Origin of the sequence: Magnetospirillum sp. SS-4 (assembly GCF_902729425.1) — a bacterium.
Taxonomy (GTDB): domain Bacteria; phylum Pseudomonadota; class Alphaproteobacteria; order Rhodospirillales; family Magnetospirillaceae; genus Phaeospirillum.
Genome location: NZ_LR746532.1, coordinates 20,767 through 33,286 on the forward strand (window position 1 = coordinate 20,767; position 12,520 = coordinate 33,286).

Annotated in this window: 14 protein-coding genes; 9 read left to right on the top strand and 5 right to left on the bottom strand. The window is 66.1% G+C overall.

The genetic code is table 11. The annotated features are described in order from the left end of the window. The first annotated feature begins 44 nt into the window (after nucleotides 1-44). From MTBSS4_RS21455 to MTBSS4_RS21480, 6 genes are all read left to right on the top strand, one after another. Nucleotides 45-494, top strand: a complete 450-nt coding sequence (locus tag MTBSS4_RS21455; protein WP_173985421.1) for an AsnC family transcriptional regulator — start codon at nucleotides 45-47, stop codon at nucleotides 492-494. Then, complete coding sequence (locus MTBSS4_RS21460; protein WP_173985422.1) at nucleotides 485-979, top strand: Lrp/AsnC family transcriptional regulator; 495 nt, start codon at nucleotides 485-487, stop codon at nucleotides 977-979. The genes MTBSS4_RS21455 and MTBSS4_RS21460 overlap by 10 nt, the downstream gene beginning before the upstream one ends. Before the next feature lie 6 nt (nucleotides 980-985). After that, nucleotides 986-1,429 carry an Lrp/AsnC family transcriptional regulator gene (locus MTBSS4_RS21465; protein ID WP_173985423.1) on the top strand — a complete coding sequence of 148 codons (444 nt, stop codon included), beginning with the start codon at nucleotides 986-988 and terminating at the stop codon, nucleotides 1,427-1,429. Then, entirely contained in the window at nucleotides 1,426-1,896 is a 471-nt protein-coding gene (locus MTBSS4_RS21470) for an AsnC family transcriptional regulator (RefSeq protein WP_173985424.1), read from the top strand. Before MTBSS4_RS21465 ends, MTBSS4_RS21470 begins: the two co-directional genes overlap by 4 nt. 125 nt (nucleotides 1,897-2,021) lie before the next feature. Beyond that, the gene (gene nirJ, locus MTBSS4_RS21475) at nucleotides 2,022-3,155 is read left to right on the top strand and encodes a heme d1 biosynthesis radical SAM protein NirJ (protein ID WP_254432707.1); all 1,134 of its coding nucleotides are present in this window, start codon (nucleotides 2,022-2,024) and stop codon (nucleotides 3,153-3,155) included. After that, on the top strand, nucleotides 3,152-4,699 hold the full coding sequence (locus tag MTBSS4_RS21480; protein ID WP_173985426.1) for a cytochrome D1 domain-containing protein: 1,548 nt from the start codon (nucleotides 3,152-3,154) through the stop codon (nucleotides 4,697-4,699). Before nirJ ends, MTBSS4_RS21480 begins: the two co-directional genes overlap by 4 nt. Before the next feature lie 104 nt (nucleotides 4,700-4,803). Here the strand turns inward: MTBSS4_RS21480 and MTBSS4_RS21485 are convergent, their stop codons facing one another. After that, nucleotides 4,804-5,094 (bottom strand): DUF1476 domain-containing protein, encoded by a 291-nt coding sequence (locus MTBSS4_RS21485; protein WP_173985427.1) that lies wholly within the window; start codon nucleotides 5,092-5,094, stop codon nucleotides 4,804-4,806. A gap of 260 nt (nucleotides 5,095-5,354) precedes the next feature. On the opposite strand from MTBSS4_RS21485, the gene MTBSS4_RS21490 reads away from it, so the two are divergent. Genes MTBSS4_RS21490 through mtaB form a run of 3 tightly spaced genes read left to right on the top strand, consistent with a single transcriptional unit; the run spans nucleotide 5,355 to nucleotide 8,670 of the window. Then, the gene (locus MTBSS4_RS21490; protein ID WP_173985428.1) at nucleotides 5,355-6,518 is read left to right on the top strand and encodes an NnrS family protein; all 1,164 of its coding nucleotides are present in this window, start codon (nucleotides 5,355-5,357) and stop codon (nucleotides 6,516-6,518) included. Then, nucleotides 6,515-7,372 carry a diaminopimelate epimerase gene (gene dapF, locus MTBSS4_RS21495; RefSeq protein ID WP_173985429.1) on the top strand — a complete coding sequence of 286 codons (858 nt, stop codon included), beginning with the start codon at nucleotides 6,515-6,517 and terminating at the stop codon, nucleotides 7,370-7,372. The genes MTBSS4_RS21490 and dapF overlap by 4 nt, the downstream gene beginning before the upstream one ends. Next, the gene (gene mtaB, locus MTBSS4_RS21500; RefSeq protein WP_173985430.1) at nucleotides 7,369-8,670 is read left to right on the top strand and encodes a tRNA (N(6)-L-threonylcarbamoyladenosine(37)-C(2))-methylthiotransferase MtaB; all 1,302 of its coding nucleotides are present in this window, start codon (nucleotides 7,369-7,371) and stop codon (nucleotides 8,668-8,670) included. The genes dapF and mtaB overlap by 4 nt, the downstream gene beginning before the upstream one ends. 56 nt (nucleotides 8,671-8,726) lie before the next feature. On the opposite strand, the gene MTBSS4_RS21505 is transcribed toward mtaB, so the two are convergent. From MTBSS4_RS21505 to bcrB, 4 genes are all read right to left on the bottom strand, one after another. Continuing rightward, the gene (locus MTBSS4_RS21505; RefSeq protein ID WP_173985431.1) at nucleotides 8,727-8,966 is read right to left on the bottom strand and encodes a YfhL family 4Fe-4S dicluster ferredoxin; all 240 of its coding nucleotides are present in this window, start codon (nucleotides 8,964-8,966) and stop codon (nucleotides 8,727-8,729) included. Nucleotides 8,967-9,052: 86 nt separating this feature from the next. Continuing rightward, nucleotides 9,053-9,892: a benzoyl-CoA reductase subunit D gene (bcrD, locus tag MTBSS4_RS21510; RefSeq protein ID WP_173985432.1), complete on the bottom strand. Its 840-nt coding sequence runs from the start codon at nucleotides 9,890-9,892 to the stop codon at nucleotides 9,053-9,055. 21 nt (nucleotides 9,893-9,913) lie between these two features. Continuing rightward, nucleotides 9,914-11,206, bottom strand: a complete 1,293-nt coding sequence (bcrA, locus tag MTBSS4_RS21515; RefSeq protein ID WP_173985433.1) for a benzoyl-CoA reductase subunit A — start codon at nucleotides 11,204-11,206, stop codon at nucleotides 9,914-9,916. A gap of 14 nt (nucleotides 11,207-11,220) precedes the next feature. Next, on the bottom strand, nucleotides 11,221-12,519 hold the full coding sequence (bcrB, locus tag MTBSS4_RS21520; RefSeq protein WP_173985434.1) for a benzoyl-CoA reductase subunit B: 1,299 nt from the start codon (nucleotides 12,517-12,519) through the stop codon (nucleotides 11,221-11,223). Between the last annotated feature and the right edge of the window lies 1 nt (nucleotide 12,520).

Here is a 12,520-nt window from a genome sequence, read left to right on the forward strand (position 1 = left end):
CAAGGGGCCGGATGGCCCCGCCCGGCGTTTGAGGGGCAATTGAAATGGACAAGCTTGATCGGCATCTGCTCAACGACTTCCAGCGGGATTTTCCGCTGGTGCCGCACCCCTACGCGGCGCTGGGCGAGCAATTGGGAATGTCCGAGGCCGAGGTGATCGGGCGTCTTGCCCATCTGTCCGACCAGGGCAGCGTCAGCCGGGTCGGCGCCGTGTTCCGGCCCCATACCGTCGGCGGCAGCACCCTGGCGGCCATGGCGGTGCCGCCGGCCGACCTGGAACGGGTCGCCGCCCTGGTCAGTTCCTATGCCGAGGTCAACCACAATTACCAGCGCGAGCATCGCCTGAACCTGTGGTTCGTGGTGACGGCGCCATCCCCCGAGGCGGTGGGTGCGGTGCTGGCCGACATTTCCGCCCGTGCCGGGCTGGAGGTGCTGGACCTGCCATTGCTGGAACATTTTCACATCGACCTGGGATTCGACCTCAAATGGAGCTGAGCGACCGCGATCTTGCCCTGGTCTCGGCCATCGGCGACGGCCTGCCCCTGGTGGAGCGGCCTTATCTCGCCATCGGCGAGGCTGTCGGCATGAGCGAGGTCGAGGTCATCGCCCGCATCCAGGCCATGAAGGAGGCCGGCATCATCCGCCGTTTCGGCATCATCGTGCGCCACCACGAATTGGGCTTCAGGGCCAACGCCATGTCGGTGTGGGACATCCCCGACGACAAGGTGAGCGAAATAGGACGCCGCCTGGGCGATTCGCCCGAGGTGACCTTGTGCTATCGCCGGCCCCGGCGGCTGCCCGACTGGCCCTACAACCTGTTCTGCATGGTGCACGGCCGTGACCGGCCGGGGGTGGAACAGGCGATCACGGACCTCATCCAGCGCCACGGACTGGACGGGCACGGCCACGCCGTGCTGTTCTCCACCCGCCGCTTCAAGCAGACCGGCGCCCGCTATGGCCGCCGCAAGGCGGCGGAGTAGGAGTTCATGGACGACATCGACCGCCGCATCATCAACACGTTCCAGGGCGGCTTTCCCATCGTCGAGCGGCCGTTCGCCGCCGCCGCCCGGATTCTGGGCCTGGACGAGGCCGACCTGATCGCCCGCGTCAAGGCGCTCAGCGAGGCCGGCACCATCTCGCGCTTCGGCCCCATGTGGCATGCCGAGAAGATGGGGGGCGGCCTGACGCTCACCGCCATGAAGGTGCCGGAGGACCGCTTCGACGAGGTTGCCGCCATCGTCAATTCCTTCCCCGAGGTGGCGCACAACTATGCCCGCGAGCACGCGCTGAACATGTGGTTCGTGGTGGCCACCGAGCGGCCCGGACGCATCCGCGAGGTGCTGGACGAGATCGAGGCCCGCACCGGCCTTGCCGTCCACGACATGCCCAAGATCGAGGAATTCTTCGTCGGCCTGAGGTTCGAGGCATGATCGATTCCATCGACCGCGCCATCGTCAAGGCCACCCAGGACGGCTTGCCCCTGGTGGAGCGGCCCTATCACGCCGTCGCCGAAATGGTCGGCATCGCCCCGGACGAGGTGATGGCGCGGATGGAGCGGCTGCTGGAGGCCGGCATCATCCGCCGCATCGGGCTGGTGCCCAATCATTATGCGCTCGGCTATCGCTTTAACGGCATGACGGTGTGGGATGTCGCCGATTCCGACATCGCCGAGGCCGGGCGGCTGGTCGGCGGGCTGGATTTCGTCAGCCACTGCTATCATCGGCCGCGCCACCTGCCCGACTGGCCCTATTCGCTGTTCGCCATGATCCACGCCAGGGAACGCGCCGACGCCGACGCCCTGGTCGAACGGATCGCCGCGGTTCTCGGCCCCCTGTCGCGGGGGAATCTGGTGTTGTTCAGCTCGCGCATCCTCAAGAAGACGGGGTTGCGTCTGTGATGACATCCTTCGAGACAGCCCTTCGGGCTTCCTCAGGATGAGGTTTCATGTAAATCCTCGTCCTGAGGAGCGAAGCGTCTCGAAGGGCGAGGATCTGGCGTTCTAGGAGTTTTGCCTTGTTCCGTGTGTCGCAGTTCATGCACGAGCTTGTCGCCCCCACTCCGGTGGGGCCGCGCCGCAATCCGCCCGGTCCGGTGGTGATCTGGAACCTGATCCGGCGCTGCAACCTGACCTGCAAGCACTGCTATTCCATCTCGGCCGACAAGGATTTCGCCGGCGAATTGTCCACCGCCGAGGTGTTCGAGGTGATGACCGACCTGCGCGGCTTCAAGGTGCCAGTGCTGATCTTGTCGGGCGGCGAGCCGCTGCTGCGCCCCGATATCTTCACCATCGCGGAAAAGGCCAAGGCCATGGGCTTTTACACCGCGCTGTCGTCCAACGGCACCCTGATTGACGAGGCTATGGCCGACCGCATCAAGGGAATCGGCTTCGACTATGTCGGCATCAGCATCGACGGCATCGGCGCCACCCACGACCATTTCCGGGCGCGCCAGGGCGCCTTCGCCGAATCCATGGGCGGCATCCGCCGCTGCGTGGCGCGCGGCATCAAGGTGGGGCTGCGCTTCACCATGACCATGGACAACGCCGCCGAGCTGCCGCAGGTGGTGGACCTGATGGAGAGCGAGGGGGTGACCAAGTTCTACTTCTCCCACCTCAACTATGCCGGGCGCGGCAACAAGAACCGGCTGGACGACGCCACCATCCAGATCACCCGCGACGCCATGGACTTTCTGTTCGACACCGCCTGGAAACACGCCGGGGCTGGGCGCGAGCGCGAATTCGTCACCGGCAACAACGACGCCGACGGGCCTTATTTCCTGTCCTGGGTCAAGCGCCACTTTCCCGACCGGGCCGGGCACATCGCCGCCAAGCTGGTGCAGTGGGGCGGCAACGCGTCGGGCGTCAACGTCGCCAATATCGACAATCTGGGCGAGGTCCATCCCGACACCATGTGGTGGAACCACAATCTGGGCAATGTGCGGAACCGGCCGTTCTCGGCCATCTGGCAGGATGTCTCGGACCCGCTGATGGCGGGGCTGAAGCGCCACCCCCGCCCGGTGGAAGGCCGCTGCGCCGCCTGCGCCCACCTCGCCGCCTGCAACGGCAATACCCGGGTGCGCGCCCAGCGCGTCACCGGCAACGTCTGGGCCGAGGACCCCGGCTGCTACCTGACCGACGAGGAGATCGGACTCGCATGAAGGCCTTGCTGTTCGCGCTGACGCTGCTTGCCGTCACTCCCGCCCTGGCCTCCGACGAGGCGCCGAGGCTGTTCGCCGAGCATTGCGCCGCCTGTCACGGCGGCGACCGGCTGGGCGCCATCGGGCCGGCGCTGCTGCCCGAGAATCTTGGCCGCCTCAGGAAGCCCGAGGCCGAGAAGGTGATCGTCAATGGCCGTCCCGCCACCCAGATGCCGGGAATTGGCGACAAGCTGAACGCCGCCCAGGTCAAGGCGCTGGTGGATTACATCTACACGCCGCTGGCCGCCGTGCCGACCTGGGGCATGGACGAGATCAGGGCGTCGCGGGTCGTCAGCGTCGATCCCGCCACCTTGCCGGCCACGCCGCAATGGAAGGCCGATCCCCTGAACCTGTTCACGGTGGTCGAGACCGGCGATCACCACGTCACCATCCTGGACGGCGATTCGCTGACGGCGCTGGCCCGCTTTCAAAGCCGCTTCGCGCTCCATGGCGGCGCCAAGTACTCGCCCGACGGCCGTTTCGTCTATTTCGCCTCCCGCGATGGCTGGATCACCAAATACGATCTCTACACCCTTCAGATCATCGCCGAGATCAGGGTCGGGGTGAACACCCGCAACGTCGCGGTTTCCCATGACGGCCGTTTCCTGATGGCCGGCAACATGCTGCCCCATACCCTGGTGGCGCTGGATTCCCGCGACCTGACGCCCATCCAGGTGATTCCGGTGGTGGGCGAGAAGGGCGCGACCTCCAGGGTGTCGGCGGTCTATACCGCGCCGCCGCGGGCCAGCTTCGTCGTCGCCCTGAAGGACCTCAAGGAATTGTGGGAGATTCCCTACGCCGACGACGCCGGGCCGGTGATGAACGGCTTCGTCCATTCCTACGAGAAGGGCATGGAGGAAGGCATCAGCCCCGGTGGCCGCTTCCAGGCCATCCGCATCAACACGCCCGATTACCTGGACGATTTCTTTTTCGACCAGACCTACGAGCGCGCCATGGGGGCGTCGCGCGACGGCACCAAGGGCATGGTGATGGATCTCGACATCAAGCGCCGCATGGCCGAGATCGACCTGCCCGGCATGCCGCACCTGGGATCTGGCATCATCTTCAACAAGGACGGCCGCAGCTTCATGGCGACGCCGCACCTGAAGGAGGCGGTGATCAGCGTCATCGACATGACCACCTGGAAGACGGTGAAGCGCATCCAGACGCTGGGACCGGGCTTCTTCATGCGCAGTCACGAGAACACCGGCTTCGCCTGGATCGACGTGTCCATGGGCAAGGAGAAGGACGCCATCCAGATCATCGACCTGAACAGCCTGGAAATCGTCAAGACCCTGCGGCCGGCGCCGGGCCGCACCACCGCGCACGCCGAATTCGACCGCTGGGGCAAGAAGGTCCTGATCTCGGTGATGGAGGCCGAGGGCGAGATGATCGTCTACGACGCCGCCAGCTTCGAGGAACTGAAGCGGATGCCGATGAAACGCCCGGTGGGCAAGTACAACGTCTTCAACAAGATCAATTATTCCACCGGCACCAGCCATTGAGGGATGCCCGGCCGGTGGAAACGGGCGCCGGAAGAACTTCCCCCCTCCCGCAAGCGGGAGGGGGATAGGGGCTTTCACCTTTATTCCGCTTATGTCGGGTCCGGTCAGGCCGGGTCGGCGTGGAGATAGCCGTCAAGCTGCGCCCTTATCTCGGCCTCGCTCAACCCGGTGGCGGTCAGGTCGGGACCGACCTTGGCCAGGATGTCGTCGTCGCCGACCTCCTCGAAATCGGCCATCACCACCTCGCGGGCATAGGTCTCGGCGGCGTCTCCGGCAAGGCCGAGGCGCCCGGCAGCCCAAAGTCCGAACTGCTTGACGGCCTTGGTGCGCCGCTTGAACTCGCGGTCGTGGTCGAAGGCGGTTTTCGAGCCGGTGGTGCTGCTGTTGAAGGTCATGACGCTCTCCTTGGACTTCGGTTCGATTTCCCCGTGATGGGGGCTGTTCCAAGAGATGGGTTCAAAATCACTGATATTCAATTCGGCATCCGTCTATCCTTCAGATAGGCAGAAAAGATCAATGACCATCGTCGTATCCCGGCCTGAATCGCGTTGCCGCCATTTTCCTGCGGCACTATCTTGTCTTCCACGCGGCGGTTTCCGGGCCGACACGACCGCCGGGGGCCGGGCTGGCGTCGCGGATGGGTTGGGTGGAGAACATGTCAGAACCTGCTTCCGTTCCCCGCAGCGGCCGCTATCCCAAGGCGCATCGTCCGTTCTTCCTGGCCGCCTGCCTGTACGGCGCCCTGACGGCGCCGCTGTGGTGGGCGGAATGGGCGGGGTGGCTGCCGGGCTGCCGCGACTGCGACCCGGCGGCGCGCCACGCCCATGAGATGCTGCTGGGATTCGCGGCGGCGGTGCTGGGCGGCTATCTGTTCACCAAGGTGACGTGGCCACGCCTGATCCTGGCCCTGGCGGCCTGGGCGGCGGCGCGCGTCGGCGCCTGGACCGGGCTTGACGGTCCCGCCGGGCTGGTGCTGGCGCTGGGCTATCCGGCGCTGCTGTTCGCCTTTGGCGGCTGGCCGTTCCTCAAGGCCGCCAAGCTGGGGCACAACATGGTGTTCGCGCCGGCCATCGCCACCTTCGCCGTGGCCGAGGCGCTGTATCAGGCCGGTCGGCTGGGGCTGATCGAGGCGGGCGAGCGGCGCGGGGTTCTCACCGCCTTCGACATGGTGGCGCTGCTGATCCTGGTGATGGGCGGCCGGGTGATTCCCGCCGCCATGGCCGGTCTGGTGCGCAAGGAGGAAAGCCGCCAACTGTTCGACCGCAACCGCCCCTGGCTGGAATGGGTGGTGATCCTGGGGCTGGCGCTGGAGGCGCTGAGCGATGCGCTGGGCCTGCCTCATGTCGGCGCCATGGCGGTGGCGGGAATCGCCGCCCTGGCGCGCCAGGGCCGCTGGCGGCCGATGCTGTCGTTGACCGACGCCTCCATGGGGCCGATCCAGCTTGGCTATTTCCTGCTGGCGAGCGGTCTGGTCCTGGCCTCGGTGGCCGACGTGATCGGCATGGGGCCGGGCACCGACGCGCTGCACCTCGCCACCTTGGGGGGCATCGGGCTGGTGACCAGCGCCATGATGCTGCGCATCGACCATATCCGCGAACGCAAGGGGCACCGCTGGCGCAAGATCGGCATTCTTGTGGCGGCGCTGCTGGTCGTCGCCGCCGATTTGCGCATCACCGCCAGCGTCGCGCCCGAAATCCTGATTCCGGCGTCGGCGGCGCTGTGGTCGCTGGCCTTCCTGACCCTGGTGGCGGCGCTGGTCCTGGGGTGGTGGCGAGGTGCTGGACTTCGCGAGGCCAAGCCCCATATAAACCAGCCATGATCCAGACCGCCGCCTGGCCCTTCGTCAAGATGCACGGGCTCGGGAACGACTTCGTCGTTCTCGATGCGCGGACTCGCGCCCTCGCCCTGACGCCCGAGCGGGTGCGGGCGCTGGCCGACCGGCGCACTGGCATCGGCTGCGACCAACTGGTGGTGATCGCGCCGGCCAAGGGCCAGGTCAGCGACGCCACCATGCTGATCTTCAACGCCGACGGTTCCGAGGTCTCGGCCTGCGGCAACGCCACCCGCTGCGTCGCCTGGCACCTGATGCGCGAAAGCGGCGCCTCCAAGGTGGTGATCGAGACCCGCGCCGGCCTGCTGGACGCGGAATCCCGCGGCGAGCATCTGGTGGCGGTGGACATGGGCCGGCCGGGGCTGGACTGGCGCGACATTCCCCTGGCCAGGGCGGTCGATACCCTGCATCTCGGCATCGCCGCCGGGCCGCTGGCCGATCCGGTGGGGGTCAGCATGGGCAACCCCCATGCGGTGTTCTTCGTCGAGAATGCCGAGGCGGTCGACCTCGCCGCCTTCGGGCCGGGGCTGGAGCATCACTCCCTGTTCCCCGAGCGCGCCAATATCGAGGCCGCCCAGGTGCTGACGCCACCCGACGCCGCCCTGGGTCGCATCCGCATGCGGGTGTGGGAGCGTGGATCGGGCATCACCATGGCCTGCGGCACCGGCGCCTGCGCCACCCTGGTGGCGGCGGCAAGGCGCGGCCTTTCCCCCCGCAAGGCCGAGATCGTGCTGGACGGCGGCCTGCTCGCCATCGAATGGCTGCCCGACGACCATGTGCTGATGACCGGTCCGGTGGCCACCAGCTTCGCCGGTGTCCTGGACCCGACGCTGCTGCCATGAGCGAACCGAAGTCGCAGGTCCTGACCTTCGGCTGCCGTCTCAACGCCTATGAGTCGGAAGTGATGAAGGAGCACGCCCGCGCCGCCGAGAGCGGGGTGGAGACGGTGATCGTCAACACCTGCGCCGTTACCGCCGAGGCCGAGCGCCAAGCGCGTCAGGCCATCCGCAAGATCCGGCGCGAACGCCCCGCCGCCCGCATCGTGGTCACCGGCTGCGCCGCCCAGGCCCATCCCGAGACCTTCGCCGCCATGGCCGAGGTCGACCAGATCCTCGGCAATGCCGAGAAGATGCGGCCCGAGGTGTTCGCGGTTCCGCCGGCCGGGCGCATCGTGGTCGGCGACATCATGGCGGTGCGCGAGGTCGCCTCGCATCTGGTGTCGGGCTTCGAGGGCCGCGCCAGGGCCTTCGTCGAGGTGCAGCAGGGCTGCGACCATCGCTGCACCTTCTGCATCATTCCGTTCGGGCGCGGCCCCAACCGCTCGGTTCCCATGGGCCGGGTGGTCGGGCAGATCCGCGAACTGGTCCAGGCCGGCTATGGCGAGGTGGTGCTGACCGGCGTCGATGTCACCGCCTATGGCGGCGACCTGCCGGGCAAGCCGTCGCTGGGCCAGCTGGTCCGCCGCCTGCTGGCGGCGGTGCCCGAGCTTCCCCGCCTGCGGCTGTCGTCGCTGGACCCGGTGGAGGTGGACGACGAGCTACTGGCCGCCATCGCCGGGGAAGAACGGCTGATGCCCCATATCCACCTGTCGGTCCAGGCCGGCGACGACACCATCCTGAAGCGCATGAAGCGCCGTCATCTTCGCGACGACGTGCTGCGTCTGGCCGACCGCATCCGCTCGCTCCGGCCCGACGTGGCGCTGGGCGCCGACATCATCGCCGGCTTTCCCACCGAGGACGAGGACATGTTCCGGCGCTCGCTGGATCTGGTGGACGAGGCTGGCCTTACCCATCTGCACGTCTTTCCGTTCTCGGCCCGGCCGGGCACGCCGGCGGCCAAGATGCCCAAGGTCAGGGGCGATGTGGTCAAGGAACGCGCCGCCCGCCTGCGCGCCAGGGGCGAGGCGGCACTGGCCGCCTTCATGGCGTCGCGAATCGGCCGGGGCGCCAGCGTGCTGGTCGAACGCGACGGCCAGGGGCATTGTGGACATTACCTGCCGGTGCGGATCGACGGCTGCCGGGCCGAGCCGGGCGCCATCGTGCCGGCGACCGTCACCGGGATGACCGGCGGCGTCCTGGACGCGGTCGCGATCGGACAGGCGACGGAACCCGCGATCATGCCGGCTTCGTCGCGACGTTGAAAAAACAAGGCCCCCCGTCGGAAAATCCGACGGGGGGCCTTGCGTCGTCCGGTCACTCAGCCGTGAAGCGAGTGATAGCGGGCCATCAGGACATCCTTGCTCTCGACATCGCCCACGACGATGCAGTCGGCCGGGCAGACCATCTGGCACTGCGGGCTGTCCTCGGCGCCGACGCACTCGGTGCAGGCGGCGGGATTGATCACATAGATCACGTCGCCGGCGGAAATGGCGTTGTTCGGGCACACGGAGACGCAAGCGTCACAGCTGGTGCAGTCGTCGGTAATCTTCAGAGACATTTTTTATTCCTCTCCTCTCCTCGCAACCCCGCGGAATTCATCCCCGGCCCCCGCATTATTCGCGGGTGGCCGGGGATGGTTCCATACTACGCCGCCTGACCCAGGCGGGCGAGCTTTTCGTGGCGGAAGGCACCCCACAGCGCGGCGCCGATGGCACCGGCATATATCGAGTCGGGGTGGCTGGTTGCAACCAGATTCACCTTTTCCTGCTCGGCCGCCTCGTTCAAGGCCGCGACCAGACCGGCGTCGAGCGCCAGGCCGCCGGTGACCTGGACGATGCCTTCGACCGCGCCGATGGACTTCAGCAGCTTGGCCAGACGCACAGCCATGGACACATGAATGCCCTTGAGGATGTTCGACGCCGAGATGCCGCGCGAGACCATGTTGATGACGTCGGTCTCGGCCAGCACGGCGCAGATCGACGACACCTTCTCGGGGTTGTCGGCCGCCTGGCTGAGGCTGCCGATCTCGTCCTGGGCGATGCCCAGGTAGCGGGCGATGTTTTCCAGGAACTGGCCCGAGCCCGACGCGCACTGGCTGGTCATCTTGTAGGACAGCACCTTGCCCGAGCCATCCATGCGGATGGCGCGGCCGTTCAGCGCGCCGATGTCGAGCACCGCGCGGGCTTCCGGGTTGAGGTACAGGCCGCCGCGACCGTGGGTGGTCATGGAGTAGAAGTGGCCGGTGGCGAAGCTGAGATTCTCGGCGTCGCCGGTCGACGCCACGTAGGCGACGTCCTTCTTGTCGACGCCCGCGGTCTTCAGCATGTGGTCATAGGCTTCGTTGGTCAGCTGGAAGGGATCGCGGTTACGGATACGCGCGGTTTCCTTGCCCAGCCACTCGACCTTGTCGCCGTTGATCTTGAACACGACGGTCTTGATGCAACCAGAACCGATATCGACGCCGGTGGTGATAAGTTCGGACATTGGTCTCTCCTCCCTTCCAGATCAGTTCACGACGGCGCGGACGGCGAAGGTGGCCCCGCCGAGAGCGCCGGTGTAGATCGAGTCCGGGTCGATGTTGATGGTCACGTCGCCGTAGTTTTCCTTGATCAGCTTGCGCAGCTCGCGCACCGCCGCCTCGTTCTTGGCGACGCCGCCGGTGAAGGTGAACTGGTCCTTGACGCCGCCGGCCCGCGACAGGATCGACATGGCGCGCAGGATGATGGCGCGGTGCAGACCGGCCAGGATGTCTTCCCGCTTTTCGCCCAGCGCCAGACGGTCGCGCAACTCGGCGCCGGCGAACACGGTGCAGGTGGAGTTGATGCGGACCTGCTTGTTGGACTTCATGGCCAGCGGGCCGAGTTCGTGCAGGCCCATGTTCATCTCGTCGGCGATGTAGCCCAGATAGCGGCCGCAGCCGGCGGCGCAGCGGTCGTTCATCTGGAAGTTCTCGACGATGCCGACCGGGTCCACCTGGATGCCCTTGGTGTCCTGGCCGCCGATGTCGAGAACGGTCCGGGTGTCGGGATACATCATGTGGGCGCCGAGACCGTGGCACAGGATCTCGGAACGGATGTGCTCCTTGGGGAAGGGCAGGCGGACGCGGCCGTAGCCGGTGCCGACCACGTAGGTCTCCTCCAGCGGAATGGCCAGCGCGGCCTGGACCGGCTTCAGGATCGAGGAACCGGTCATGGTGCCCTTTTCCAGGGCGCGGACGAACTTGCCCTCCATGTCGCCCGACGGCGGACGGTTTTCCACTTCGATGATCGACTTGTCATAGACGTTGAGGATCAGGTCGAAGCCCAGGCCGGCTTCCTTGCACACGGCCTCGCCGTGGCTCATGAACTCGGCGCCGGCCAGATCGCGGAAGAAGTCGGACTTGCGCTTGACGCCGGGGGCGTACTGGGCGGCCGAACTGTCGCGCAGCCGCGAGAAGGTGCCTTCCAGAGCCTCGATCACCGCCTTCTCGCGGCCGGCGAAGCGCGGCCCCTTGATGTTGGCGATGCAGGTCTGTTGCAGGTCTTCGAGCTGCTCCAGGAACTGGACGTGACGGAAATTGCGCTCCAGATCCGCCAGGATCTCGTCAACCTTGCCCGACACTTCCGGAACCGAGGCGAGGCCGCGGCGGAACAGGGTCAGGCGGGTGTCGATCAGCGCTTCCTGCTTGGAAACGGCTGCCGCGGTGTCGTAGTTGGAACGCGAATTGGTGATGCCGCGCCCCAGGATCTGGAGGTTCTCGTCCATCACCACGGCTTTGGTGGTGGTGGAGCCCAGATCGATGCCGATGAAACAACGCATTATTCGTTCCTCCCTTACGCGGCCACGGTCTTGGAGCCGCCGCCACGGCGCTTCTGCTCGATCATCTGGAAGTAGCTCTCCAGACGGTTCTTGACGTTGGCCGCCGAGAAGTAGCGCGGGTCGACCAGATCGGTTTCGATGAAGGCGCCGGGCTTGCCGGTGCGACGCTCGACTTCCTTCATGATCATCAGCTGGCCGGCCGAGAAGCTGTTGCAGCTCTTGATCGAGTTGATGAGCAATCCGTCGGCCTGGTATTCCTCGACGTACTTGGCGAGCAGATCGACGCGGGTCGGCAGGTTCAGGTTGGTGTAGCAGCCCAGGCAGTAATCGGCCAGGCTCTCCAGCGGGTTCTCGGGATCATGGCGGAAGCCCTGGTCGTAGAGACCGCCCACCTTGGTGTACGAGCTGGCGACCACGACCGCGCCCTCGTCGTAGAACATCTTCCAGAATTCACGGAAGTTGGTCCAGTTCGGCGGGCCTTCGACGATCAGGCGGTACTTCTGGTCGTTGAAGTAGGTGCCCTCGGGGGTCAGCGGACCCTGGTGGTTCTCGACGCGACCCTGCACTTCCTTGCGCAGCATCTCGTAATAGGCCACGGCGTCGTCGGTGCCGCGGAAGGCGGTGAAGATCGGGCCGATGTAGTAGACGCCGCCGAAATAGGCGTCGATCGGCGACGGAGTCACCTTGCCCTGCTCCAGGCACCACACCAGATTGTCCTCGGCCTTGGCCGAGTTGCGCAGGTACTGGCGCAGGCGGTCGATGTCGAACTTGACGCCGGAGACCTGCTCCAGGCCGGGGATCACCACTTCCTTGAGCTGCTTGACGATGTAGTCGCGCATGTTCTTGGTGGAATGGCCGTCGCCCTCGTAGGGCACGTGCAGCATCAGGGTCGGGCACTTGTACTCTTCACGCAGCAGCTCGAACCACTTCATGAAGGTATAGCAGCCGGTGTAGCTGAGCATCAGCACGTCCGGATTGGGATAGGGCTTGCCGTTGGGCGCGATGTTGCCCTTGGACATCTGGCCGATATCCGCCTTCACATAGGTGCAGACGTCCTCGGAATGGCCGCTCTTCTCGGCCTCCATGATGTAGCCGCCCGAGGCCTTGCGCATGCCGGCCTGGATGGCGTTGATCTCGGGCAGGTTGTTGACGATATCGAAACACATCAACAATTCGTTCAGGTTGCCCGGAACGAAGGTGGACGACACCTTGCGGCCGGTTTCGTGCTTGGAAGTGATCGCGTCGTAGTTACGAGCGATCATCTTCTTCTGCATCTCCATCGATGCTTCTTTGACGGCTTCTGGCTTGCTCATG

Excerpts from the sequence above, each read along its gene's own strand:
- mtaB (WP_173985430.1), top strand. The coding sequence starts at position 7,369 with ATGAGCGAACCGAAGTCGCAGGTCCTGACCTTCGGCTGCCGTCTCAAC.
- MTBSS4_RS21485 (WP_173985427.1), bottom strand. The coding sequence starts at position 5,094 with ATGACCTTCAACAGCAGCACCACCGGCTCGAAAACCGCCTTCGACCAC.
- MTBSS4_RS21455 (WP_173985421.1), top strand. The coding sequence starts at position 45 with ATGGACAAGCTTGATCGGCATCTGCTCAACGACTTCCAGCGGGATTTT.
- MTBSS4_RS21505 (WP_173985431.1), bottom strand. The coding sequence starts at position 8,966 with ATGTCTCTGAAGATTACCGACGACTGCACCAGCTGTGACGCTTGCGTC.
- dapF (WP_173985429.1), top strand. The coding sequence starts at position 6,515 with ATGATCCAGACCGCCGCCTGGCCCTTCGTCAAGATGCACGGGCTCGGG.
- bcrA (WP_173985433.1), bottom strand. The coding sequence starts at position 11,206 with ATGCGTTGTTTCATCGGCATCGATCTGGGCTCCACCACCACCAAAGCC.
- bcrB (WP_173985434.1), bottom strand. The coding sequence starts at position 12,519 with ATGAGCAAGCCAGAAGCCGTCAAAGAAGCATCGATGGAGATGCAGAAG.
- bcrD (WP_173985432.1), bottom strand. The coding sequence starts at position 9,892 with ATGTCCGAACTTATCACCACCGGCGTCGATATCGGTTCTGGTTGCATC.
- MTBSS4_RS21465 (WP_173985423.1), top strand. The coding sequence starts at position 986 with ATGGACGACATCGACCGCCGCATCATCAACACGTTCCAGGGCGGCTTT.
- MTBSS4_RS21470 (WP_173985424.1), top strand. The coding sequence starts at position 1,426 with ATGATCGATTCCATCGACCGCGCCATCGTCAAGGCCACCCAGGACGGC.
- MTBSS4_RS21460 (WP_173985422.1), top strand. The coding sequence starts at position 485 with ATGGAGCTGAGCGACCGCGATCTTGCCCTGGTCTCGGCCATCGGCGAC.
- MTBSS4_RS21480 (WP_173985426.1), top strand. The coding sequence starts at position 3,152 with ATGAAGGCCTTGCTGTTCGCGCTGACGCTGCTTGCCGTCACTCCCGCC.
- MTBSS4_RS21490 (WP_173985428.1), top strand. The coding sequence starts at position 5,355 with ATGTCAGAACCTGCTTCCGTTCCCCGCAGCGGCCGCTATCCCAAGGCG.